Raw genomic sequence first — 24,880 nt, 5'->3', positions numbered from 1 at the left:
AGAAAAAAATAATTTTTATAAGGTTAAGAAAGACCTCTTTTTTGAATTTTTTATACCATCAAATACCAGTCCTTTGTAATATATTCTTAATGGCAAAATAGGAAAAAATATGTTAGAATAGGTAAAAACGGCAATAATGGTAATTTAATAGGAGAATATGATGAAAAAGTGGTTGAAAAAATTTAGAGCAGCTTTACTAACTGTAACAGTGTTAGCAGGCAACGTAAATTGCGTAACGGCTTTTGCCGCTGACTCAAAGGATTTTCGTGGTGTATGGATTTCAACGGTATACAGCGCAGACTACCCCTCGGTACAAAACAATATCAATGGTCAAAAAGCTGAATTCACACAGAAATTGGATAAGCTAAAGGCCATAGGAGTTAATGCAGTGGTGGTTCAGGTTAGACCGAAAGGTGATGCATTTTATGAATCAGACTTAAATCCTTGGAGTGCAGTTTTAACAGGAGTACAGGGAAAAGATCCCGGTTACGATCCTATGAAATTTATGATTGATGAAACCCATAAACGAGGCATGGAATTTCATGCGTGGATGAATCCCTATCGGATTACCACCTCTGGCACGGATTTAGCAGCTTTATCCTCCGATAATATGGCGAGAATGCACCCCGATTGGATTATAACCTATAATGGTGCTATGTATTATAACCCTGCAAAAACAGAAGTTAAAGAATATATCAGAGATACCGTTGGGGAGGTTGTGAAAAACTATAACGTAGATGCAATTCATTTTGATGACTACTTTTACCCCACAAATTACCCATTAGCGGAAGGTCAAACCAGAGACGGTACAGAAGCAAATGGGCGACGTCAACATGTTAATGACATGGTTCGTATGGTTAGTGAGAAAATCAAAGAAACGAACCCAAAGGTTCAGTTTGGAATAAGCCCTTTGGGCATATGGAAAAATAACAGCTCAGACCCTTCGGGTTCAGCAACAAATGGCGGTGAAGGCTATTATTCTGTTTATGGTGATGCAAAAACCTGGGTGGAAAAAGGCTGGATAGATTATATTACACCCCAACTTTACTGGGAACAAGGCAACGCATATGCTGATTATCAAACTCTCGTAAAATGGTGGAGTGATTTTGTAAAAAACACAGGTGTTACCCTTTATATCGGGCAAGGGATATATAAAGATGTTGTAGCGAAGGAGATTGCAGAGCAACTGAAAGTGAATGAAGGCTATAATGTAAGTGGAAGCATTTTCTTTAGTGCGAGAGATTTATTTGATGATCGCCAAGGTGCTGCCACGGCTTTAAAGAAATACTATAGTGCAGTTACACCAACGCAGCCTACAAAACCTGAATCACCAACTATCATTGAAAAGAAAAAGGCATACGCAACAAAAGCATCAATTACAGTAAACGGTGCTCCCGCAGCTTTCGAGGTGTATACCATTAACGATTATACCTACTTTAAGCTAAGAGATATCGCCAATTCCATTAGTGGCACAGCAAAACAATTTGATACTGTTTGGAATGATGAGGATGCATCCATCAATTTGTTGACAGGTTTAAGCTATTCCGGCACAACAGGGACGAGCGCTCTTGCAAAAGATACAACTGCAATCACATCAACTGCGAAGCTGTTTTTGGATGGCAATCAAGAAAACGTCAGCGCATTTACAATTAACGATTATACATATTATAAACTTAGAGATGTTGCAAAGCTTTTAGATGTAGGTGTAACTTGGGATGAGAAAACCTCTACCATCGGGATTGACACTACAAAATCCTACAAATAAAGCAGATTATAACTGTTTCTTAAGTAGTACTCAAAAATACTTATTGGCAGAGCCGTTTATTTCGGTTCTGCCTACTTTTTTTAATTTAAAGCATTTTTTAAGCTTTGTTTGGAGGTTCCCTCCCCTGTTGTTTACATATAAGCATCATGAACTCTATCACTATCTCTCTATCTACATATTAAGTTTACATAATGATAAGCTTTCGATAAACAGAACTAGATGCTGTTAAAAACAAATGCACAGTTTGGAATCAAGGAAAAATGTTCAGTTATTTAATAAAATATATCATTTCATATTGACAATACTCAGTACTGAGTATAAAATATAGTCAATACTGAGTATACAGAAAATTATATTTGTTAGGAGTATTTTTATGATTCCACTTTATATTCTTGGACTTCTCTTGCGGTTTGGACCCCAACATGGGTATCAGATTAAAAAATTGATGGAGGAACAGTTAGAGGACTTCACTCAAATTAAGCTCCCCACTGTCTACTATCATTTAGAAAAAATGGAAACTTTGGGTTATATCACTGCACAACGAGAGAAACAGGGAGCTCGTCCCGAAAAAACAATTTATCAGGTAAGTACCACAGGTGAAGATAAATTCAAAGAGCTTCTTCAACAGACTTTGAACATAGAATACCGTCCCACCTTTGATATTGACGGAACCTTTTACTTTTCTGATTATTTAGAAAACAACGAACTTATAAAAAGTCTTAGCAGTCACATTGCAAAGCTACAAAAAATCCTCTCTTCACTTGAAGCGCACCGTAATGAAACCATTAGATATATTCCCGAGGAGTACAAAACCACAGCCAACATCATTTTCGAGCACCATCTTTTCCACTATAGAGCCGAGCTGGCTTGGGCGGAAAAATCATTAAAATCATTAAAGGAGGATAAATTCAATGGTAAAAATGAGAATCATTGAAACAAATGAAGGTATTCAAGATGAACTGACAGTAGAATCCTTTGATATTTTCGCCAGGGAAATGCGAGACAAAGGATGGAATGGTGTCTCAGAGATGATTACTTCCGGCATCATGGGTGGAGATATATTGGAGCTTGGGCCAGGCCCAGGTTACGTTGGGTTAGAATTGACGAAAAAAATCAGTGTAACATCCCTTACAGGTTGCGAAATTAGCCCTGCCATGCTTTCCATTGCCCAAAAAAATGCATCTGAATATAATTTTCCGGCTCAATATGTTTTAGGAAGCTGTATGGAAATGCCTTTTGAAAACGAAAGCTTTGACACGGTTATCTCCAACGGCTCTCTACATGAATGGGAGAATCCTCTAGAAGCTTTTCAGGAAATTCATCGTGTTCTACGACATGGCGGCCGTTTTTGCATCACCGATTTACGTCGTGATGTAAATCCTTTAAAGAAAGCACTGGTTTATTATGTTACTCGACCAAAGGAAATGCGCCGAGGTCTTTTAACTTCGTTAAATGCAGCCTATACTGTATCTGAAATAATCGAACTCCTTCGCCATTCCGATTTAAGAAATGCAATAGTAACAAGAAACTTTTTTGGTCTTTGTATTGCAGGTGAAAAATAAAATACAACCCTTTTAAAACGCCCCTATTCAGAATTCAGCATTTTTTTGGGGCGTTTACTTATTTGGCATGCTTTAAAGTTGAAAGGTTAAGAGTACAAATAATTTTTTATATATTTCAATTCAATGCGTACAACTTCATTAAAAAAAGGAAAAATCCGCAATAATAAAGAACACTTACTTAATCAACTTGTCCATCGTTGAACTATGAGAAATAATCTGATAGAAAGCTATTTTAATTTTTATAACCATGATGATCTAAGAACCATTATTCTTTTTTATGTTCGTTTGTATGTCATTATGCTTAGGTTGATTCCATTCAGTCTCAAGGCGTTGGGTGAGCTTACTAATATTTTCAACTGTTTTTCGATTTAAAAAATGCTCAATTTTTTCTACTTGCTCCAATTCATTTTCGGACTGGTTTAAGATACATAAAAAACGAGAAATAACATCATGGCGGTATAGAAGATACTTTCCTGCTGAAGCCCCTACCTCTGTCAGTTCAATTTGTCCGTATTTTTCAGAATTTACGTATCCTAACTCTTTAAGGTGCTGTACCATTTTTGTTGCAGAGGAAGGCTTAACATTTAGCATCTTAGATAAATCGCTTACGCGGACAATTCCACTTTCCAATGAAGTCCGACATATCATCTCTAGGTAATCTTCCATTGCTGTAGTAAGTTCAGCTCCTTCATTCATTTGATATCCTTTTAGAGTATAAAACCCATTTACTTTCGTCATCATCAAATTCCCCTTATATTTTATTCACTTTGACAGTCACCTTTCCCAAATCTCGGAATACTATGTTCATAGAAAGTTTCCTTAACCTAAATTTATTCGAAAGGCGGATTTACTATGAATATGAATTCTTTGAATGATATAAATCCAGGAGAAAGCGCAATTGTAAATGCTCTTCTCTCAACGGGAAGTATGCGTCGTCGTTTATTAGACATTGGTCTGGTTGAAAACACAGACGTAGAATGTATCGGTCGAAGCCCCGGCGGTGACCCTACTGCTTTCTTAATTCGTGGTGCAGTAATTGCAATTCGATCTGAGGATTGTGAGAAAATCATTGTAACGCGCAAGTAAAGATTCGGTAAGGGGGATTAACAAGATGGGGCTGACGAATAGTTCAATTGGATTAAATGCCGTTGATTTTGGTTTGGAAATTATTAAGCAATCACCTACTGATAAGATTATTGCACTTGCTGGAAATCCAAATGTGGGAAAGAGCACTGTGTTTAATGGTCTTACAGGTATGAAACAGCACACCGGCAACTGGCCCGGAAAAACGGTTACAAATGCACAGGGTTATTGTTCTACAAAAAATCAGTCATACGTTCTAGTAGATATTCCTGGAACCTACTCTTTGATGGCTCATTCTGCCGAAGAAGAAGTTGCAAGAAATTTTATTTGCTTCGGAAATCCTGATGCAGTGATTGTAGTGTGTGATGCAACTTGCCTAGAGCGCAACTTAAACCTCGTACTGCAAACAATGGAAATTTCCAAAAATGTCATTGTTTGTATTAATCTTATGGATGAGGCTCGCAGAAAAAATATTAAAATCGATGTGGATAAACTATCCAAACATCTTGGCGTTCCTGTCATTGGCGCAATAGCAAGAAAAAGGAAGAGTCTTTCTGCTTTAATGGATATTGTTGACAAAGTAACCAATGGTACAATTCATTGTTCTCCCCTATCCATTCAGTACGCAGAAGAAATCGAAGATGCGATCTCAGCAATTGAGCCTATTCTAAGCAGAAAATACGGCAACTTACTAAATAGTCGATGGCTGAGTTTAAAAATATTGGAGCAAGATGAACAGTTATTGAAAGAGATCAACGCTTATTTAGGGGTTTCTCTTTTCAGTGACAGTGAGCTTTCTGCTGCTCTGGAAAACGCAAAAAATATTCTGGAGAACAGTAATCTTGATCCAGATAAATTGAAAGATAAAATTGTAACTTCTCTTGTTACTTTTGCAGAAAAAATATCTAAGGATACTGTTTTATATGAAAATCAAAACTATAATTCTTCAGACCGAAATATAGACAGAATATTAACCAGTAAGACGACAGGATATCCGATTATGCTGGCGCTCCTTGCATTGGTATTTTGGTTAACCATTACCGGTAGTAATTATCCTTCTCAGTTATTATCCAGCTGCTTATTTAAAGTACAAGATTATTTAACTGCTTTTTTTCAATTTGTGAATGCACCTGATTGGCTTCATGGTATCCTTGTGCTGGGAGTTTATCGTGTTTTAGCTTGGGTAGTTTCAGTTATGCTGCCGCCAATGGCAATCTTTTTTCCGTTATTCACATTGCTTGAGGATGCAGGATACTTACCCAGAGTTGCCTATAATCTGGATAAAACATTCAAACGTTGTAATGCATGCGGAAAGCAAGCACTTACCATGTGCATGGTATATATATTTTTGTATTATAAAAACCCCCATAAGGGGGTCTTAGTTTATCTAAAAAATCGCTATTATGTTATAATATGGTGTTGAAATATTACCTATAGTACTAAATATAAGAAAAGTGTGAATTTATTTCATTTCTAAAAGTCATATTTAAAATTCTCATTTACAAAATCAGCCATAGGGCTATCCTTATCTTTTCGTATATAATCTAAATCATAATCATAGAAATATAGATAAGCTATACTTTTTTCTTCATCAGATATTCCAATCATACCAAATGACTTTGGAAAGATTGCTTCATAATTGTCCTTTCCGTCAACAACTTTAAAATCGTAATTGTTTATCGAAAATTCGTATTCAGGAATATAATATTTATTTTTATCAAATCCGATACAACTTTGTGGTCTAAAAACTTATACTTTTCTGTCAATTTTCCTTTTTCCTTTTCATATGTTTCTTCATCATAGTGAACAACAAGTGTTATTGCCTCTGTCTCAAATAATATTATTGAAAAATGATTATATTTGTATGATATATCCCGATATTTAGGTAAATCCTCAATAGCAGGCATAAAGTTTTTCGCATATGTATCTATCTTAGTTCCGTTATTAAGATACTTCTTAATATTTGTTGTATTTGATATACTATAGCTAATAAAAAATAATATTAAAATAATAATAAATATAAAAAAATACTTTTTTTTCATTCTTTTTATTACTCCCATTATATTTAATATACATTTACTTACATTTTTAGATTAGTTTTATATGTTACTTATTAAAGAACCTATACTTCCAATACAACACCATATAAAAATAGCAATTAATACCGCATTTACTTTTGCGTAAACCTTCTCTTTTTCTATAGTATTAATATAGTGTATATAATATATTACGCCGCCTAAAATAGCATTAAAAATATAAATCATAATTTTACCTCATAACAAGTTAAATTAGAACAAACAACACTATATTATAAAATATATAGTGTGCCTTCGTCATATCGTTTTTTATTTATAACACTCTCCAATGTTTCATTTTGCAAGATTATACTTCCCACTTTTTCTATCAGCTGTCTCTTTTCTTCAAACTCACATATCTCAGTAATCTGTTGATCCATATAAAAAAACCATTTTCTACTACCATTTATAATAGCATAGTAATGACCACTGTAAACAAATTCAATCTCTCTGCCATTTTCTAAATGTCTCAACATATCAAGATAAGAATAATCCATACTCATGGCCTCCTCCCGACTAATCCATATAGTATTTTACAAAACTTTCATATAGCTATAGTCAATCAAATTTTTACTACTACTGGCTCTCTATTGGTACATTCAAATTCTGCCTTTGTCTTAATACTTCTTCCATCTTTCCTCCATTCAGAAGATATAGATATTCATCTTCTGATAATACGTAGGACTTACCATTATGTACACAAACAGCAGATGTAACATAACCGTTTTCAGACTCTACAAACATATGTTTATCTACGGCAAAGGAAACCTCGGTTGGGCCTTTCTCATTATCCTTGAATAGCTTCATCTGTAGTTCTATCGTTGTTATCAGTATTTTGGGGTACAAGAACTTTATTAATATATATAAAAAGTACGATAACACAACAAAAGTAACAAATAACTTTATTTTATTATTCATAAGGTCACCTGTCTATAAAATGATCTACTAGCATTCCTTGTTGTTCAAGAAATAATCTCAATGGTTAAAATTTCTAATATTATCCAATTTATCCAAATTAAAATCTTACTCAAATAGTCCTCTCATTTATTAGACTAGCCTTTAAAAAATTATAAAACTTAATCGAGCTTTCTCTATTTAAGCAAGCTAAAACATCTGATCGTATATTGTTTTTAATGAAATTGTCATTGAACTCCGTAAGTCTCCCTATTTTTGCAATGATTTAGAAGCTATTACTGTATTAAAATGAGCTTTAATTTTTAAAATATCAACATGCCATTTTCATCAAACTTAAAATCAGGCCCCCACACCACTTCCCAATAATAACCGTCCATGTCAGCAAAGTATGCGTGGTATCCTCCCCAAAAAACATCTTGAGGTTCTTTGACGATTTTGGCACCAGCACTTCTCGCCACTTCAATTACTTTTTCTACATCTTCTTTTTGTTTAACATTATAGGCTAATGTGAATCCACCAAAACCGCTGCATATTTCAGGTGGAGCGTCTTTACTGATATCCTGCGCCAATAATTCCAATGGAAAGAGCTCAAACTTAGTTCCTGGTGTGTTAAAAAACACAACAGTTGGATTATCATTCTTTTCCTCTGTTAGAAAACCTAGCTTATCTCTGTAAAACTGAATAGATTTTTCCATATTTCTTACACCTAAACAAATACAAGTTATTTTATTCATATCTATTTCCTCCTTATAAATTCAAGTAAATTCAAATTCCAACCTTATTTCTATGTTAACCTTTTTGTTACTACATTCATTACAAAACGATGATTCTCCCATTGCCATCCGCATACAATAGTTTAGAGGTGAAGACTATGAAAAAAACATATTATGATAGAGAAAAAGCTGTGGCATATGCCCACCAATGGGCGTACGGACGCAATCCACGATACTACAATTTTGATCGCCTTGGAGGAGACTGCACAAATTTCACTTCTCAGGTGTTGTATGCCGGCTCAGGCGTTATGAATCCCAAGCCAACCTTCGGCTGGTATTATTATAGCCTAAACAATCGGGCACCAGCTTGGACTGGTGTAGAATTTCTTTATAAATTTCTTGTAAAAAACCTAGGAGTAGGACCTGTGGGGGTAACGTCAGATATTTCTCAGGTAGAACCCGGGGATATTGTCCAGCTTTCTTTCGACGGAATGGGTTTTAGCCATTCCCCTACAATTGTTGCAGTTGGGGATATTCCCTCTCCTTCTAACGTCCTTGTCGCCGCACATACCTTTGACGCTGACAATCGCCCACTGGATACTTACCCTTACGTCAGCCTTCGCTTTTTACACATTACCCATGTGAACACTTAGTAACCTTTGCGTTACTTAGGTTGAACAAAATAACATACATTCAGCTGATTCTGTAATATCCAACAATATTATTGCGACTTTCTAGAATGTCCTCTTCATAATGAAGCTGATATGGGTACGCATGTTGAATTACAAAAGATAACCCATTTATATTTTTGTTATCGGACACAGTTCCAATATGCTTCTTAAGCACAACGACGTCCCACCTTGCCACTGTTCAATGACTGATATATCTGTTGTCAGCGAAATTAAGTTATTTGCAAAATACTCTTTTAGATTTTGAACCCTTCTAAAATCAATATTTTGTTTACCGTTTCTATGTTATACATTTCCCTATGATTCATTATACTCCCCTCATTACGAATTCCAATTTGCTCGCTAATCGGAATCTTTATTTTTAGTTCACCTTTGCGTTTTGTCCTTTATTATACATGTTTCTTCGTTATATTTCCATATATTTCTAAATTGTTAGGTAAATGTTAGTTTTGACTCAAGTATTATCCGGAAAAAGTCACGCTCAACTCTATATTACAGTTTATGTAATGCCAAAGATATCACAAACGAAATTATGTCTATGTTTTAAACTAAAAAATCACCCACGGATGTGAGTGATTTTTTAGTTTTTATCCTTTTGTTCTCATTTCTTTACTTGCTACTGAATTTAGATTTGCGAACTTCATACAGAATAGTTTTTTCACAAAAATAATTAAAGATTTATTTATTTACGATTTCTCCAGCCATTTTAACAAGTACATCTTTATCCACTTTATCATCTGAATTGATCAAAGAATAAGACATACCGTTGTCTTCCCATTGAATTTGCTGCATATGAAGAACTTCAACTTCTTCTGAACCATAAGAGAATACATATTTTCCACTTTCAGCATCAGCCTTATCCTGTTCAGTCATTACATAATCAGGTGGGAGAATTTTATACATATCACTATGATATCTTCCCTCAACATTAGCAGAAATCTTTACAATTTCTCCGTTTTCATCTGCACTAGGCATAATACCGTTTTCTACCAAAAGGTTTACAGTGGAATCTCCATTCTTATAAGAGAAATTGGCAGTTTTCAGTGTCACTACAGCACTTCCATCTTCTGTTTCAGCATTTGTTTCTCCTATACCACCATTATAAAACGCGTATCCCCCTGCAAGCTCATTGACATACTTTGGAACAAATCCAGCCTCTTTTTTCACTTCTTTTTCACTAGGAAATTCAGCAAAGGTACTATTTGTAGAATGACTGGTATAACTAACAATTTTTGCTGCTGCAAAACATGTGATTGATGTAAATGCTAACAGCATGCACGCTACTAAAATTCCTCTGGTTTTTTTTATAGAAAATAATTTCATATTCTTTTCCTCCATATTTTTATTTTTAATCTTTCTATTTATTTGCAGAAACATATCCTCTGAAGGACAAATTTTATCTGCCTCTGCATATATAGCTTTTCTTAGCTTATCTTCAAAATTTTCCGGTGATTTCATTGCATTTGGCCTCCATTCTATATGTGTTGTCACACTCGATGCTTTTTCTTAGAATTTTCCTAGCAGCATGGAGCCTTGATTTTACTGTTCCTTCAAAGCATCCCATGATTTCAGCAATTTCTGATACAGAGAAATTATTATAATAATAGAGAAGTATTGTAATCTTTTTCTTTATTTCCAAATGTTCTACCGCATCCATTAGATATTTAGATTCCTCTTTATCAATAATTTCTCCTTCTACTAAATGAGTATCTTCTGTTTCTGCAAACTCGAATATGTTGTCAACCGGTATTGATACTTTTTCTTTCGCAGACATTTTCCATGCAAGCCTTGTTAACATTCTGAAAAACCATGTTTTAAAACTCGTCGGATCTTTTAAATCTGCAATTTTGAAATAACATAGTATAAAAGCCTCTTGTACGATATCATCTGCCAAAGCTCTGTTGTTTGTAATCAGATATGCCGTTCTTACCGCTTTATCCTTATACAAATCAAATAAACCTTCAAAAGATGACTTATCGCCCTTTTGCAGTTTCAGAACAAGTTCTGCACTATTGTCTATCATTGCAATCTCCTTTCTGTGTACACATATATAAGAGACTTATAACCTAAAATCGGTTCATTAAAAAGTGAAAAATTTTCAAAAAAATTTCTAAATCCTTTGAAATTGGATGCAATACCTTCATTTTAAGAGTGAAATCTCAACTTGCCCTCAATTTTCCTCAAAATTGCAAGTCAAGGTACCGGATCTAATTTTAAGCATTGTATTATACTTGAGATATCACAAAATTTAAGCAACAATAAAGAAATATGTCTAAAAATCTTTATTACTTTGTCTGCTTCAGCTACAATACTTTGATTTTATCTTCTTTCAGCAATTCTTTCTATAATAATTTATAACGAAAAAAAGCAATCTCACGAATGAGGTTGCTTTGATAATCCGATTTTATTTCATTGTTGTGAGTTATATGATTATTCATCTAATGAATATCATATCACATGATATTCTCTTCAATATATCACATAACCTAAAACCAAATATCCTATTGCAGAAATTATACCAGCAATTGCTCCAAAGGGAAGCTGAGTAATCGCATGTCTAAAGTTATCACACCCTGTAGAAGCAGAAGTTAATATTGTTGCATCTGAATAGAAACAACAATGGCTCCCCCAAACACCAGCAGCTGCCACTGCACCAATAGTAACACCAATATCACCGCCTAAAGCAAGGGTAATGGGTGCAACAATGGGAATTGCGATAATATACATCCCCCAGTTAATCCCCATAATAAATTCGGTAGCTGCAAATATCAAGAAAACAGTTACAGGCAACAATGGCAGCGTAATATTTCTTACAGCTAAATCAATTACGTAGCTAATAAATCCAACCTGCTCACTTGCATCTGCAAAACAGAAAGCCAAAATCATAAGCAATATTGGTAAAAGCATATTTTTCAACCCCTGAATTACTGCTTCCGCATACACTTCCGGATCCATTCCCTGGAAGACAAAAAACAAGAAACCCAAAAAGATAGCCAAAATCACACCAATCTGCATATTAAAATCAAAGTAACAAACGCCAGCTATCAAAATAATAATCGGTACAAAGAAATTACGAAGTTTTGGATTTTCAGGAACTACCATGTCTTGGCCTGCACGAATGTCAATTTTTTCTGATCCCGGAGGAGCCAACGGTCCTCCTGCTGCTACTCTTTCATACGCCGCTTTCATTGGTCCAAATTTTGGAATCACTCCCAAAACTACAAGCACCATTACTATAAGAGTCAACATTGCGTAAAAGTTAAAAGGTATAGTTTTTACATAAGTTGCAAGCTGTTGACCCTCTTCAGCCAAACCGTTGGCAACCATAAGTCCACCTATAAATACTGCCCAAGTGGAAATTGGATTTAAAACAGAAACCGGAGCCGCTGTTGTATCAATTACATAAGCGGTCATTTCTCTGGGAATTTTATGCCTGTCAGTAACAGGTGTCATAGCAATACCAGAGGTTAATGAACTTAAATAGTCATCCATAGAGAAAAGTGCAGAACACAACATAGTTCCAAAAAGAGATGCTTTTTCTGTTTTTGCTTTCGATGCAACGAAATTACCAAAAGCAAATCCGCCACCATTCTTTTCTATAACAGCAACCAGACTACCCATTAAACCACACACAATGATTAGAAAAGCAATATCCTCATTCATCATTGTGTTAGTAGCAATTTCTGCAAACGCAACAAGAAAATCTAATTTATATACCATAATACAGCACAAAATAATCGCTAATGTCAAGCCTTCTACTATTCTTTTGGTTTTGAAAATAAAAATAATCAGAAATCCTGCCGGAATTACGGAAAGCATCCCAAAATCTGCTGGATTTTCAGGTACCAACATCCCTATAACAAAAAATGCAGCAAGCAAAATTCCATAAACAATTAAATTTTGCTTTATAAGGTCTTTTTTTGATGGCTCATTCATTTTTTCCATAGACCGAACCCCTTTTTATAATAAGGGCTTTCTGTAAACTTCATTTTATTGTCTTTTTGTCAAAATCATATTCAAAATGTGTAAAAAATCCTAGCTGATATCAATAGTAAATAAAATATTGAAAAAAGAGTTGATTTATCTCAAAAATATGTAAACCAAGGAAAAACGAGCATTTGAGAAAATCAGCGCCAAATCCATATTCTAGCCTACTGTCAAAACCATCTATATTTACCCACGAGTAAACGGTTTTGCCGTCATACAGTATAGATTTTTTCTAAAAAAACTGCAAAAGGAGTTTTCAAAAAGCCCCAAAATTAATTTGCAATTTTAACAAACACAACAATAAAAGCATATTTACACGAGATTATTCTAGTTTAGCCAAATAAGATGATTGCAAATTGGCAATCCCTTAATCTTTAAATATATCTTCCAAAACCAATGGCTCTACAGCAAGAGGCATAGCAATACGAGAAACATTCACCAAATGAAGGTAATCTACATTGGCAGACAGAATATTATTTCCCCAAGTGCCACAGCCTTCAGATACTGCTGGTGACAAACCATTCGTAGCAGGACCCCATGCATCTGGCGTGGGCTGATTTACCAATAAACGAGCCACAGGTATTTTTTCCCCTGCATATCTAATATGTTCTCTATTATTAGTAAGAATGCCTCCCGTATGGCCAATACCACCAGCTTCCACCATGTTTTTTACTGCCATATCAACGGCTTCTTCAAAGATTTTATAAGCCTTCAGCACAACAATAGGCCCCATTATTTCCTTGCATAAAATTTCATCCTTCCCTATGCCTTCAATTCTAAGTGCAAGTACCTCTGTTTCGGCAGGAATATCAAACCCCGCCGCCTTTGCAATCACAAAAGCATCCTTGCCAACCAAATCAGCATCAATTTTTCCACCGTGGAACAATGCTTCACGGAATTTTGCAACATCCTTTTTATCTTCGTAAACAACCATACCTACTTTTCTTAGCTCATCAAATAATCTATCCTCTTTTTCCTCAGGGTAAAGTAGAAGGTTATCTCCATCGCAAAGGATACCGTTATCACTGCCAACAGCTACTAATGTAATTTTGGCTGCCTCTTCAAGGTCAAAGTCTCTATCTAAAATTACAGGAGGGTTGCCTGGGCCTACGCCATAGGCAGGTGTTCCGCTGGCATATGCCGCCTTTGTGAGTCCCGGGCCTCCTGTTGCAAGAACCAAATCGCATTTTTCCATTAATTCTACAGATTTTTCGATTGTAGCACCGGAAACTACCTGAATTAAGTCCGCAGGCGCATTCTTATCTACCAATGCCTGTCGAATTAAGTTAATTGTATCCGTTGTAGTTTTCTCTGCACGGGGTGCGGGGGAAATAATAATAGCATTTTTACCTTTGATGGCATGCATAAAGTTACCCAAAGGTGTAACTGTAGGGTTTGTTGCTGGTGTAATCGCTCCAATAACACCTACCGGATGAGCCACTTCTATAATACCTTCCGAAGGAATTTCATTAATAACTCCAACGGACTTTTTATCCTTTAAGTAATCATAAAAAACAGCAGCTGTATCTGTATTTTTTGCAATTTTATGTTCAAACTTGCCTAAGCCGGTTTCCTCAACTGCCAGCTTCGCCAAAGGTACAGCATTCTCATAAATGATTTTTGCACTTGCATAAACTAATTCATCAGCCTGCTCTTGGGTGTAATCCTTTATTTTCTCCAGAGCTTTTCTTGCTTTATCAATTTTCTCTTGGATTGTCATGTTCGTCCTCCTTTTCCTCTCCAACATTCAACGATTCCCATAACCATAGCAAAAGGCTTTAAGAAATTAGTCAAATTGGAATAACAAAATTATCATCTACCCCACATGGAAATAGTCGTTGCCATGTGGGGAAAACATTGTTCAATTAGGTTCTATCACACTTGTAAAGATAATCTAGTGTCTGCTAAAGCAGCATCCATGTGTTGGATGACTTGTGCAATTTGTTCTTCTGTAATCACTGCTGCCGGCTCAAAACGAACACATTTTGCATTCACCAATGTGCCGGCTGTGATTACTTTGCGAGCAAACATACCTTTTGCTACTTCATAACCAATTTCAGAAGTTTTGAATTCAACTGCAAGCATTAAACCGATGCCACGCACATCATCAATCAAATCAGTATATTTCACTTTTAATGCATCAAGGCCAACTTTAAACAATTCACCTTTTCTTGCACATTCACCGGGAACATCGTTGTCAATCATATATTTGATAGTTGCCAAAGCTGCGGAACAACAAACAGGGTTTCCACCAAATGTAGGTGAACCAAGGAGCCAAGGATTGTCAATCAAATCCTGTGTCCACATATGAGGGCGGCAAATTAAGCCTGTGATTGGCATAACACCACCACCAAAGGCCTTACCAAAAGTTAAGACGTCAGGAACAACGCCTTCCCCTTCACATCTCCACATATGACCTGTGCGACCCATACCCGTTTGGATTTCGTCAAAGATCAATGCAACGTTATACTCATCACAAATTTCTCTTAGTTCTTTCAAGTATCCGGCTGGAGGAATGATAATCCCGGCTTCCCCTTGAACTGGCTCTACAATAAATGCGGCAACTTTTTCACCAACAGCAATTAAGTTTTTGATGGCTTTTCTAGCATCTTCTGCATTACCATATTCAACGTGCACTACTTGCTGTACCATTGGTGTATAAGGCGTACGATATGTACCTTTACCACCCATGGAAACCGCCCCCATAGATTTTCCGTGGAAAGCATTTACAGTTGAAATATACCACCGACCACCTGTTGCAACCCTTGCCAATTTCAATGCCATTTCATTTGCTTCCGCTCCCCCGTTTGTAAAGAAGCAATATTGTAAATCCCCCGGTGTAATTTCAGAAACAGCTTTTGCAAGATAGCCACGAAGAGGATCTAATAATTCTTGAGAATGAAGTGCTTGATGATTTAATTGAGCTTTCACTGTATCTACAATATATTTGTTTCTATGTCCACAAGTATAAATACCAAAGCCACCTAAGCAATCAATAAATTCTTCCCCATATAAACTTTCAACGCTGCTATCATAATCTTGCCATTCTAACATGGCGGAATTTGTGGATACAGATTTGCGATATTTTAACCAACCCGGGCTTACATAGTTATCAAAATGGTGTATCGTTTCTTTTGTCATCAATTCTTTGTCAGAAGAATCGATTTCATTTGAATGAATATAGCCTAAAATTCTTTCCAAATATCTGCTTGTTTCCTCAAATTTCATATGTATTCCTCCCTAGTCATCATACAATAGCCACCTAATACCTTTGACGTTGGTGTAAAGCAATCCCTTTACACTCCGATTCTTAATGGTTTTTATCCCTCCACTCTTCTCACACACAAAAGATTAATGGTACTTTTTTTCTAGGGTTATCACCTCAATTTGGCTTAAATGCGAATAGAATTTCAACTTATAGAAGATTACGGCATCCTTATTCATAATCCACTACTTTTATTTGAACTCACTGTAATCTTTTAAATAGATTAACAACGACTTCCAAATACGATACCTCTGATATTTTCGTTATGTTTCTATTATCATACGAAACAATTGCACTCTGTTTTTGATGCCTAACTTTCGATAAATATTCAAAACGTGTTTTTTTAACGTATTGTTGGAAATTGAACTTTTGTCACAAATCTCCTCGTTACTATATCCACTCATCATCAATTCCAATATGCCACTTTCTCTTTTTGTCAAACAAAAAAGCTCTACTGCATCTTGTATGGATATTTTATCTCCATACTTTGTAGCACTTTCTTGCTCTTTGTAGATTCTATAGGCAAGATGATCTTTTATCAGTTGCATCTTAAATACATCAACATATTTAAAATCTTCCTTTTCTTTATGTCTGTAAAACGTAATCACGCCAAGAAAGCGTTCATTATATCCCAAAATCAGTTGCAGTGAAAAATGCCAATTATTCACTTGGTATACATTTTTATAATACTCAGTTTCAACTCTTTTTTCGTCGGAGATAATGTCGGTTTCACGGTAAACCATACTTTTTCCTGTTCCCAGTATTCCCTGACTATAGTCAATCCCTTCATATACTCTAGAAAAATCAACAGAACCGCTGTTGTTATAAGAAACACGAGAAATCAAAGAAATGCTGCCATCACCTTTGGAAAGATGAAAATCTGCACTATCAAAGTCAATAATCATTTTCAATTGTTCCAGAAGTTCTTTTCTCATGGCTAAAAAATCAGTATTTGTATGTATTTTATAAACAATGCTATTTAGAATCATAAAATCATTATTATCAATTGTGTTCAGAATAATCCATCCCTTCGCATCTTGATTCAGGTGTATTCTCGCAAAGTAACGATTCCCATTTGTTATAAAAATCCATATTAATTCTAGATACTTTCAAATTTTAATTTGTATCAATGTTTCATTTCAATAAACTTTCATCTCGTAATAATTTTGATTTTATTAATTTTTTTAGCGTATTAAAATCACTTATTTTTCAACTTTTAATCCCTTAATTTTGACATTATTGACTATATTTATTTTTTTACACGCAAAATTAAATAAATTTCGCACTATATTTTGCTCTTTTATCTGCTTTTAATTATAATATATATCTAATAAATGGGCAATGATCTCAAAATGCCATTTTTCTACTCCTTTTGTACCATCTTTCATTTTTTCATACTAATTTCTTTTCCAAACCCAAATTATCATTATATTCAATTTTCATTTGAGTAGAATTTAAACTGCATTTAGATAGTTTTTCAAACTTTTCAGAATTCAATTTAGACATTTTCTCACGCACACTTTTCTTTTCTAGACATAAAATAGGCTTTGGCTCAGCAGAAATCCCTGCCAAACAAAAGCCTATTAATTTTCTTATGTGAAAAGAGCTAACCCCAATGGGTGAATTGTTTCTTTTTACTTATGACATGAAAAGTAGTAAATAGAATTTTTGTATATGGATGATTACAGTTATTGAAATAGAACTTTTAAAATCTTTATACTTTCTTTATAAATATTTTTTATTCTTGTTATATCACAAAGAAAAGAGAGGAATTTATATGGAAAACATATTGACTACAAAAGATTTATGCAAAAACTTTAAAAAGCAAAAAGCAAATGACAGTATTTCAATTACCGTTAGAAAAAACAGTATTTATGGTTTACTTGGTCCAAACGGCGCAGGCAAATCCACATTTCTTAAAATGATAACTGGTATGATTAACCCTTCATCAGGTGAAATTTATTTTAACGGTAAGCCTTGGAGTAGAAAAGATTTAGCAAATATTGGAGCTTTAATTGAATCTCCACCTATTTATGAAAATTTAACTGCATTTGAAAATTTAAAGGTTAGAGCATTACTTTTTAATTTACCAAACAGCAGAATAGAAGAAGTTCTTGAAATTGTAGAACTCACAAAAACAGGTAAGAAGAAAGCAGGACAATTTTCAATGGGAATGAAACAGAGACTGGGTATCGCTATGGCACTTTTAAATAATCCAACACTATTAATCCTTGATGAACCAACGAATGGGCTGGATCCCATTGGCATTCAAGATTTAAGAGAACTTATTTTGTCATTTCCCCAAAAAGGCATTACTGTTATTTTATCAAGCCATATATTGCCTGAGGTTGAGCAAATAGCAGATGATATTGGTATTATTGCAAACGGGAAGCTTTGGTATGAAGATTCCATCCATAAAAACGAGGATTTGGAAAGTCTGTTTATGGAAGTAGTAAGAAAGTCAGGTGATTATAATGGCTAATTATTTGAAAGCCGAATTTCTAAAACAAAAGCATCAATTTAGTCTAAAATTACTATGGTTAAGCCCATTGGTTGCAGTGGCTCTTGTAATCATTCTGATGGGTGGGCAATACTTTGTGGAAGGTGCATTTAACTGGTGGTATACAATGATTTTACCGGGTACCCTTTCCATGATTATAGCCTTTACTGTTTCAGCAGAAAAAAAGCATAATCATCATGGATTGTTTTCTGTTTCCATTGACAAAAAATTGCTGTGGATTTCACAGCTAATTATGAACACAATCTTGCTACTCAGTGCAAATTTAATCTTTTTTATGATTCTATCTTTAGTTGGAATAGCCATTGGTGTATCAATACCCTTTCTAAATTGCTTCATAGGAAGTTTTGTTCTATTTGTAACTTTTGCATGGCAAATACCTTTCTTTATGTTTATCAGTGAAAAGATTGGTTCTTTTTTCTCAATTATGCTAAGTTTGCTTTGTAATATGGGATTTGGTATCTTTTTTGCAGCAACAAGATTGTGGTATGTTCCCTTTGCAATTCCTGCACGTTTAATGTGTCCTATTATTAAAGTTCAGCCAAATGGTTTACCTCTTGGAGCAGGAAATCATCTAGGAGATTCCTCTGTTATTTTTATGGGTATTATGATAACAGTGGCATTGTATATGCTTTTCTCAGCTATAACTACATTGTGGTTTCATCAAAGGGAGGTAAAATAAATGTGTATTTATAGCAGTTTAAAATCAGATTTATTTAAAATTTGTCATTCTCCCCTGTTGCTGATTCATTTCATTGTACCTATAGTGGGAATCGTACTGTTTGTTTGGTACTATTCCATTTCTTCTTGGAATGAATTTAATATGTTGTCAGCATATATACAAATATTATCTGTCACTTTTCCCGTTCTAATTGGAATCATTACTTCGTTTTTAGCTGAATCGGAACAAAAAGCAGGTGGTTTCCAAATGCTTTTATCCACTGCGACACCAAAATATATACCCCATATCACAAAACTGATTTGGCTTATTATATTTGGCTTTTGTTCGTCTTTTCTTGCGTTAGTTGGTTTTGGTATTGGTTTTAGCTTATTAGGATACACAACTTTTGGATTTTTGTTTTATATAAAAACTGCGTTTCTCTTATCAATTAGCGTAATACCTTTATATTTCATACATTATATCATCAGTTTTATTGGTGGCAAAGGCTATAGCTTGGGTTTAGGAATTGTAGGTAGTCTGCTTTCAGCACTCCTTTTAACAGGATTGGGAGATGAAATTTGGACTTTTCTTCCCTGGGGAATCTGCGGAAGATTTTCCGAAACATTGCTAATATCAAATTTAAGGAATATTGATTTTTTACAGTTTGATGGTATGATACAAAGTGTGGTATTTATTTTAATTTTCACTTTTCTTTTTCTTATAACACTACTTTTATTATCTAATAAATGGGAAGGCAGAAAATCAGAAGATTAAAAGTTAGGAGATCCTATGGCGAAAATTCTTGTTATTGATGATGATATTGCAATTTGTAAACTAATTGAAACCGCACTCTTAAGAGATGGACATATTGTTATAACAAAAAACTTTGCAACAGAAGTTGCAGTAAAAGACTTTAAACAGATTGATTTGATTCTCTTGGATATTATGATGCCTCAACTTAACGGCATAACCTTTTGTAGAAATTATAGAGATATGATTGATTGCCCCATTTTATTTTTAACAGCTAAAACAATGGAACAAGATGTCATCGAAGGATTATCTGTGGGCGGTGATGATTATATCAAAAAGCCATTTAACGTATGGGAACTAAGAGCAAGAGTCAATGCACATATACGCAGAGAACATAGGGACAAACACCAGAGTTTAATTCTAAATGATTGTGTTTTTGATTTATCAGAAAAAACTGTAACAGTTAAAAACAATCTGATAAGCTTAACCAAAAGTGAATATGAAATTTGTGAGCTTTTGGCAAGAAATAAGGGGCAGATTTTTTCACTGGAAAATATATTGGAGAAAATATTTGGTTTCCATTCTGAAAGCGATATTTCCTCCATTCGTGTACACATAAAAAATATTCGCAGTAAATTTAATGCCGTCATAGATTGTCCCATAGAAACGGTTTGGGGGGTGGGCTATAAATGGAAATAAGAAAGAAAAAAACAATTTCCATATATAGATTATTTTTAGAGCATTTGATTGGACTTTCCGTTGCCATTATAGGTTTAATCATGGCATTTATTATCATTATTTCTGTTTCTTTTCAATCCGGTTTTGTTTTACCGGCAAATTATACGGATGTAAAATTAAATCAATTAGAAGAAACTTTCATTGAGGATTTTGATAGTACATTATTGCCTCCTTATTGCAGCTATGTTGTTGTAGACGTAAATGGTAAGGTTTTTGATAGTGATATGACCGAAAAGGATTTAAATAAAACAAAATCATATTTGTTAAGTGGCAATAAATCCTACTATGATTTTTATAAAGAAATAACACAAATGAATGGCAATATCATTATTATTCAGTATGATTTACTTGCCCATTTCAGGAATCCCCTCCTGCATAAAATGATTCCTTATCCTGAGCTTTTGATGTTGCTTTTACTTCTTGGATGTGTCATTTTGTTTGCAGTTATCACAGCTTCAAAGTTTAGTAAAAAATTAAAACAGAGTTTGATTTCTATTATCACAACCACAGAAAAAATAGGAAATCAAGATTTAGATTTTGATATTACCCCTACTCAAATTTCGGAATTTAATTCTGTTTTAAATACCATTGAAAAGTTAAAAGTTGCGTTATCTTCCTCACTGAAAGAGCAATGGAACAAGGAACAACAAAAGAAATCACAACTTTCTGCATTGGCTCATGATATTAAAACTCCTTTGACTGTGATTAAAGGAAATGCTGAATTATTAGAAGAAAGTGGCTCTTCCAAAGAGAATAAAGAGCTTATTACTTACATTCAATCAAGCTCAGATACCATTGAAAAATATTTGGAATTGCTAATGAGTGTTGTTAATAACAATTCGATACACATTGATAAAAACGTGATTTCTCTAAGAAACTTCCTTCATGATGTTTCTACTGAGTCAGTGGCACTTTGCAAAACTAAAAATATAGTGTTTCAGTTAAAAAATACTGTAAAATACGATACCATTTATGTAGATGGTGCATTGTTGAAAAGAGCAATTATGAATATTGTTGATAATGCTGTTCGCTATTCCGATACTAATTCTGAAATTGACTTTACCATTACGGAAAACGAATCTTACATTATATTCCATATTGCCGATACAGGAAAGGGGTTTTCTGAGGAAAGTTTAAAAAAGGCAACACAAGAATTTTTTACAGAAGACACCTCACGAACAAATCAGCACTATGGTTTAGGTTTAAGTTTCGCAAAAGCCATTGCGGAAATTCACCAAGGAATCCTTGAATTGAAAAATCAAATTGATGCAAAAGGTGCAATCGTTTCTATAAAAATATTAAAAAATAATAGCTAAGCTAATAATTACAAAAAAGCTAATGTACTTTAAAATCAGTACATCGGCTTTTTTTCGTTATACCCCAAATAATCCAATGTTTGACTAAAAAGGATGGTGGTGGTTATTTTTAGTATTTCGAAATAGCAACTTAATTTATGGATCATATTCCATTGGTTAATCAATCCATCATTTAATTTCCGTTTATAAATTTATCCTTTTAAAGGCTCGTCCGCCCTAAGGGCTTGCGCCCATTCAGTTTAATTAGAATCATTTTTTTTGATGTTTCCCCTGAAACATATCACTAAGTAATCGTCTTGCAGCTTCGGGCAGTTGGTCCACACTGGTTAAGTAACCGGCAACGCTATCTCTAACTTCACCATTAGCCATGATATGCGTAATTTTCCCTTTTCCCTTTGTTTCTTTTTCTTTCATACCAACACCTCCTGCTTATACTTATGTATTAAAAAAATTGTCCTATGCGTGTACATACTGTCCTTTCTTTAAGGATGAATTAAATGAATTCCCACGATATCTGCACCTTAGATTCCAACACATTCAGCGTCTTTGCAATTTTTATACCTACTCCCCTATTTTGTTTCGGCAGCACATTTTGCTTTTTTTCTATCAATTCTCCTTTCCTTTCATTCTAACATTTCACCAGTAAATAAAAAGGTAAGGAAACTCATTTCATTGGTCTACCAATTCCTTATAAACTGCATTTGAAGTTTTTCAGTTTTTTTAATAAGACGTTGTTGAAGAAAGCTTTGAAAGTCTCTCTTTTCATATCAAGGATTTCTGAAATAAGGAAAAAGGATTTCTCATGAAAGCAAGAAATATTAAGCCTAGGAATGGCATCACCGTAAAAGGCTAAAAGTCAAAAGTTATTTCTATATTTGTTTAATGTGTAATAGAGTTTTATATAACTGATTTTTTGACGCTATCAAAATGTTTAAAAAAGAAGGTTCCCTATAGAAACAATTCAAAATTTTACACTATTGGCTCACACAGCTTGTGATGAGCCACTCATGTTTATGAAGTGAAATCAAGATAACTATGCCATCTCACAAAATTAGAAGTAAAACTTAAGGGAGTCTGTTTAAAGGAGATGCCCAAATGAATGAAAAATATATGGTTTTTGGCTATGTCCGTGTATCCACCGATAATCAGCTTGAGAATTACAGCATTGACGAGCAAATCGACCGTCTTACGGCATATTGCAAAGCAAAAGGCTGGGTATTGGTAAAAATCTATACCGATGGCGGCTTCTCAGGAGGCAATACCAACCGCCCTGCTTTACGGCAAATGCTAGAGGATATGAAAAAGGCAGACATTAATGCTGTCATCGTTTATAAGCTTGACCGATTAAGCCGCAGTCAAAAAGATACCCTTATGCTAATTGAGGACGAGTTCCTCTCCAATAACGTGGATTTCGTATCCATTAACGAAAATTTTGATACCTCTACCCCTTTCGGGCGGGCAATGATTGGGATTTTATCGGTCTTTGCTCAGCTGGAAAAAGATCAGATTACAGAGAGATTTACAATGGGCAGAATTGGTCGAGGAAAAGCAGGTTACTTTCACGGCGGTGGAAATTCTCCCTATGGATATGATTATGTAAACGGAGAATTATTGGTGAACGAATATGAGGCAATGCAAATTGAGGAAATATTCGATTTATTCATCACAGGGAAAAGCATGAATGCAATTACAAAAATAATGAGGGGAAAATATGAGAACCGAAACTGGACGGCCACAGCAGTTCGTAATGCATTAAAAAACAGAATTTATATTGGCAAAGTGCAGTTTAAAGGTATCCAATATGACGGAAAACACACATCTATTATTTCTCCGGAGCAATTCAAAGAGGTACAACATCTACTTTACTCCAAAGAAAGAGAAAACAGAAAAACCACAGCGCAAAAGTCTCCTTTTCGTGGGGGATATCTCTTATCCAGCTTCATTTACTGCTCCCGCTGTGGCGCAAGATATAGTGCAAACCATGGCTATTACAAGTGCTATTCTCGCTCCAAATCTTCTAAAAAATTCATTACGGATCCAAACTGTAAAAATGAAAACTGGAATATTGTAGAACTGGATACCCTTGTAGTGGAAACCATCAGAGAGTTGATTGGAAACAAGGAAATGATTCACCAACTTACCTCAAAAATAAAGCCAAATAAAGATGATTTTGTAGACACAAAAAAAGTCAATGCCCGCATGGAAAGTATAAACAAGCAGCTAAGCAAGTTAATTGATTTGTACCAAGTGGGTACCCTACCTATGGAGATTTTGACAAGCAAGGTGGAAGCCCTAGTCCAAGAAAAAAATATGCTACTTGAAAGACAGAATGTCAAAGAGGACAAAATCCACACAGCCGCCAATTTTATTGACACTTTAAACACTTTTGAAACCTATTTTGAAACCTTCGATTTAGATGCCAAAAGAATGTTGATTGCAACCCTCATTGAGTGTATTAAAATTGATGGCAAAAACGTGGAAATCAAATGGAGATTATAATACAAAATTATTAACACCATGTGTATGGGATTCGGATGCAATGCCGCAGGAATTGTTGGCTGTCGCATTATCGACTCACCTAGGGAACGTTTACTGGCAATCCTCACAAACAATTTTGTACCCTGCAACGGTAGATTTCCGCAACCATACTAAGGGAAAGAATTGTTTTGGAATGTTAACAAAGAAAACCGTCTTTAGGAAACCTGAAAATTAATATTTAAAAAAGTAGTTAACCATTGTAAAAAAGACTAAAATTGTATATACTAAATAAGTAACCACTGACACCAAATACAGGATATGAGGTGAAAGGCTTGCGGTCACATAATTCATTATGGGAAACTGCG

The 24,880-nt window shown here is 34.6% G+C and carries 27 protein-coding genes; 12 read left to right on the top strand and 15 right to left on the bottom strand.

Annotated elements, in window-relative coordinates; all coding sequences use genetic code 11:
• Window positions 1–160: 160 nt before the first annotated feature.
• The 3 genes from CPRO_RS07165 (at window position 161) to CPRO_RS07155 (ending at window position 3,327) form a co-directional block, all read left to right on the top strand.
• On the top strand, window positions 161–1,765 hold the full coding sequence (locus tag CPRO_RS07165; protein WP_066049678.1) for a family 10 glycosylhydrolase: 1,605 nt from the start codon (window positions 161–163) through the stop codon (window positions 1,763–1,765).
• Between the two features lie 373 nt (window positions 1,766–2,138).
• The gene (locus tag CPRO_RS07160) at window positions 2,139–2,699 is read left to right on the top strand and encodes a PadR family transcriptional regulator (RefSeq protein WP_066049675.1); all 561 of its coding nucleotides are present in this window, start codon (window positions 2,139–2,141) and stop codon (window positions 2,697–2,699) included.
• Entirely contained in the window at window positions 2,677–3,327 is a 651-nt protein-coding gene (locus CPRO_RS07155) for a class I SAM-dependent methyltransferase (RefSeq protein ID WP_066049673.1), read from the top strand. The genes CPRO_RS07160 and CPRO_RS07155 overlap by 23 nt, the downstream gene beginning before the upstream one ends.
• Window positions 3,328–3,582: 255 nt before the next feature.
• Here the strand turns inward: CPRO_RS07155 and CPRO_RS07150 are convergent, their stop codons facing one another.
• The gene (locus CPRO_RS07150) at window positions 3,583–4,068 is read right to left on the bottom strand and encodes a metal-dependent transcriptional regulator (protein WP_066049670.1); all 486 of its coding nucleotides are present in this window, start codon (window positions 4,066–4,068) and stop codon (window positions 3,583–3,585) included.
• Window positions 4,069–4,179: 111 nt separating this feature from the next.
• On the opposite strand from CPRO_RS07150, the gene CPRO_RS07145 reads away from it, so the two are divergent.
• Both CPRO_RS07145 and CPRO_RS07140 read left to right on the top strand, forming a co-directional pair.
• Window positions 4,180–4,413: a FeoA family protein gene (locus tag CPRO_RS07145; protein ID WP_066049667.1), complete on the top strand. Its 234-nt coding sequence runs from the start codon at window positions 4,180–4,182 to the stop codon at window positions 4,411–4,413.
• A 25-nt stretch (window positions 4,414–4,438) separates the two neighbouring features.
• A complete protein-coding gene (locus CPRO_RS07140) occupies window positions 4,439–5,833 on the top strand; it encodes a ferrous iron transporter B (RefSeq protein ID WP_082754272.1) in 1,395 nt (464 codons plus the stop codon).
• Between the two features lie 253 nt (window positions 5,834–6,086).
• Here CPRO_RS07140 and CPRO_RS15750 read toward each other — a convergent pair whose 3' ends face one another.
• From CPRO_RS15750 to CPRO_RS07120, 5 genes are all read right to left on the bottom strand, one after another.
• On the bottom strand, window positions 6,087–6,452 hold the full coding sequence (locus CPRO_RS15750) for a hypothetical protein (protein ID WP_236782408.1): 366 nt from the start codon (window positions 6,450–6,452) through the stop codon (window positions 6,087–6,089).
• Window positions 6,453–6,509: 57 nt separating this feature from the next.
• Window positions 6,510–6,674, bottom strand: a complete 165-nt coding sequence (locus tag CPRO_RS15285) for a hypothetical protein (RefSeq protein ID WP_157881647.1) — start codon at window positions 6,672–6,674, stop codon at window positions 6,510–6,512.
• A gap of 44 nt (window positions 6,675–6,718) precedes the next feature.
• The gene (locus CPRO_RS07130) at window positions 6,719–6,982 is read right to left on the bottom strand and encodes a hypothetical protein (protein WP_066049664.1); all 264 of its coding nucleotides are present in this window, start codon (window positions 6,980–6,982) and stop codon (window positions 6,719–6,721) included.
• A 79-nt stretch (window positions 6,983–7,061) separates the two neighbouring features.
• On the bottom strand, window positions 7,062–7,292 hold the full coding sequence (locus CPRO_RS07125) for a hypothetical protein (RefSeq protein WP_143148977.1): 231 nt from the start codon (window positions 7,290–7,292) through the stop codon (window positions 7,062–7,064).
• A gap of 410 nt (window positions 7,293–7,702) precedes the next feature.
• A complete protein-coding gene (locus CPRO_RS07120) occupies window positions 7,703–8,134 on the bottom strand; it encodes a VOC family protein (RefSeq protein ID WP_066049654.1) in 432 nt (143 codons plus the stop codon).
• A gap of 137 nt (window positions 8,135–8,271) precedes the next feature.
• On the opposite strand from CPRO_RS07120, the gene CPRO_RS07115 reads away from it, so the two are divergent.
• The gene (locus CPRO_RS07115; RefSeq protein WP_066049652.1) at window positions 8,272–8,766 is read left to right on the top strand and encodes an amidase domain-containing protein; all 495 of its coding nucleotides are present in this window, start codon (window positions 8,272–8,274) and stop codon (window positions 8,764–8,766) included.
• A 40-nt stretch (window positions 8,767–8,806) separates the two neighbouring features.
• Here CPRO_RS07115 and CPRO_RS16215 read toward each other — a convergent pair whose 3' ends face one another.
• From CPRO_RS16215 to CPRO_RS07085, 8 genes are all read right to left on the bottom strand, one after another.
• Window positions 8,807–8,959: a hypothetical protein gene (locus tag CPRO_RS16215; protein ID WP_422664669.1), complete on the bottom strand. Its 153-nt coding sequence runs from the start codon at window positions 8,957–8,959 to the stop codon at window positions 8,807–8,809.
• Entirely contained in the window at window positions 8,914–9,066 is a 153-nt protein-coding gene (locus CPRO_RS16210; protein WP_422664673.1) for a hypothetical protein, read from the bottom strand. The genes CPRO_RS16215 and CPRO_RS16210 overlap by 46 nt, the downstream gene beginning before the upstream one ends.
• A 414-nt stretch (window positions 9,067–9,480) precedes the next feature.
• A complete protein-coding gene (locus CPRO_RS07110; RefSeq protein WP_066049649.1) occupies window positions 9,481–10,260 on the bottom strand; it encodes a hypothetical protein in 780 nt (259 codons plus the stop codon).
• Entirely contained in the window at window positions 10,238–10,825 is a 588-nt protein-coding gene (locus CPRO_RS07105; RefSeq protein WP_066049647.1) for an RNA polymerase sigma factor, read from the bottom strand. Before CPRO_RS07105 ends, CPRO_RS07110 begins: the two co-directional genes overlap by 23 nt.
• A gap of 446 nt (window positions 10,826–11,271) precedes the next feature.
• Window positions 11,272–12,747: a Na+/H+ antiporter NhaC family protein gene (locus tag CPRO_RS07100; protein ID WP_066049643.1), complete on the bottom strand. Its 1,476-nt coding sequence runs from the start codon at window positions 12,745–12,747 to the stop codon at window positions 11,272–11,274.
• Window positions 12,748–13,156: 409 nt separating this feature from the next.
• Window positions 13,157–14,509 carry an aldehyde dehydrogenase family protein gene (locus CPRO_RS07095; RefSeq protein WP_066049640.1) on the bottom strand — a complete coding sequence of 451 codons (1,353 nt, stop codon included), beginning with the start codon at window positions 14,507–14,509 and terminating at the stop codon, window positions 13,157–13,159.
• 155 nt (window positions 14,510–14,664) lie between these two features.
• Window positions 14,665–16,017 carry a putrescine aminotransferase gene (locus CPRO_RS07090; RefSeq protein ID WP_066049637.1) on the bottom strand — a complete coding sequence of 451 codons (1,353 nt, stop codon included), beginning with the start codon at window positions 16,015–16,017 and terminating at the stop codon, window positions 14,665–14,667.
• A 300-nt stretch (window positions 16,018–16,317) separates the two neighbouring features.
• Window positions 16,318–17,043: a helix-turn-helix domain-containing protein gene (locus tag CPRO_RS07085; RefSeq protein ID WP_066049635.1), complete on the bottom strand. Its 726-nt coding sequence runs from the start codon at window positions 17,041–17,043 to the stop codon at window positions 16,318–16,320.
• Between the two features lie 788 nt (window positions 17,044–17,831).
• Between CPRO_RS07085 and CPRO_RS07075 the strand changes: the two genes are divergently transcribed.
• The 5 genes from CPRO_RS07075 to CPRO_RS07055 are packed head-to-tail and all read left to right on the top strand — an operon-like array spanning window position 17,832 to window position 22,037.
• On the top strand, window positions 17,832–18,536 hold the full coding sequence (locus tag CPRO_RS07075; RefSeq protein WP_066049629.1) for a lantibiotic protection ABC transporter ATP-binding protein: 705 nt from the start codon (window positions 17,832–17,834) through the stop codon (window positions 18,534–18,536).
• On the top strand, window positions 18,529–19,254 hold the full coding sequence (locus CPRO_RS07070; RefSeq protein ID WP_066049626.1) for a lantibiotic immunity ABC transporter MutE/EpiE family permease subunit: 726 nt from the start codon (window positions 18,529–18,531) through the stop codon (window positions 19,252–19,254). The genes CPRO_RS07075 and CPRO_RS07070 overlap by 8 nt, the downstream gene beginning before the upstream one ends.
• Window positions 19,255–20,007 carry a lantibiotic immunity ABC transporter MutG family permease subunit gene (locus tag CPRO_RS07065; protein WP_066049621.1) on the top strand — a complete coding sequence of 251 codons (753 nt, stop codon included), beginning with the start codon at window positions 19,255–19,257 and terminating at the stop codon, window positions 20,005–20,007.
• 15 nt (window positions 20,008–20,022) lie between these two features.
• A complete protein-coding gene (locus CPRO_RS07060; protein WP_066049618.1) occupies window positions 20,023–20,682 on the top strand; it encodes a response regulator transcription factor in 660 nt (219 codons plus the stop codon).
• The gene (locus tag CPRO_RS07055) at window positions 20,673–22,037 is read left to right on the top strand and encodes a sensor histidine kinase (RefSeq protein ID WP_066049615.1); all 1,365 of its coding nucleotides are present in this window, start codon (window positions 20,673–20,675) and stop codon (window positions 22,035–22,037) included. Before CPRO_RS07060 ends, CPRO_RS07055 begins: the two co-directional genes overlap by 10 nt.
• A 249-nt stretch (window positions 22,038–22,286) precedes the next feature.
• Here the strand turns inward: CPRO_RS07055 and CPRO_RS15275 are convergent, their stop codons facing one another.
• Complete coding sequence (locus CPRO_RS15275) at window positions 22,287–22,451, bottom strand: BOW99_gp33 family protein (protein ID WP_157881646.1); 165 nt, start codon at window positions 22,449–22,451, stop codon at window positions 22,287–22,289.
• A gap of 681 nt (window positions 22,452–23,132) precedes the next feature.
• Here CPRO_RS15275 and CPRO_RS07050 point away from each other — a divergent pair.
• On the top strand, window positions 23,133–24,536 hold the full coding sequence (locus CPRO_RS07050) for a recombinase family protein (protein WP_236782407.1): 1,404 nt from the start codon (window positions 23,133–23,135) through the stop codon (window positions 24,534–24,536).
• Window positions 24,537–24,880: the final 344 nt, after the last annotated feature.

The organism is Anaerotignum propionicum DSM 1682, assembly GCF_001561955.1.
Taxonomy (GTDB): Bacteria; Bacillota; Clostridia; order Lachnospirales; family Anaerotignaceae; genus Chakrabartyella; species Chakrabartyella propionicum.
Note: the sequence above shows the minus strand (reverse complement) of the source record. Positions and strands in the feature narration are given on the sequence as shown.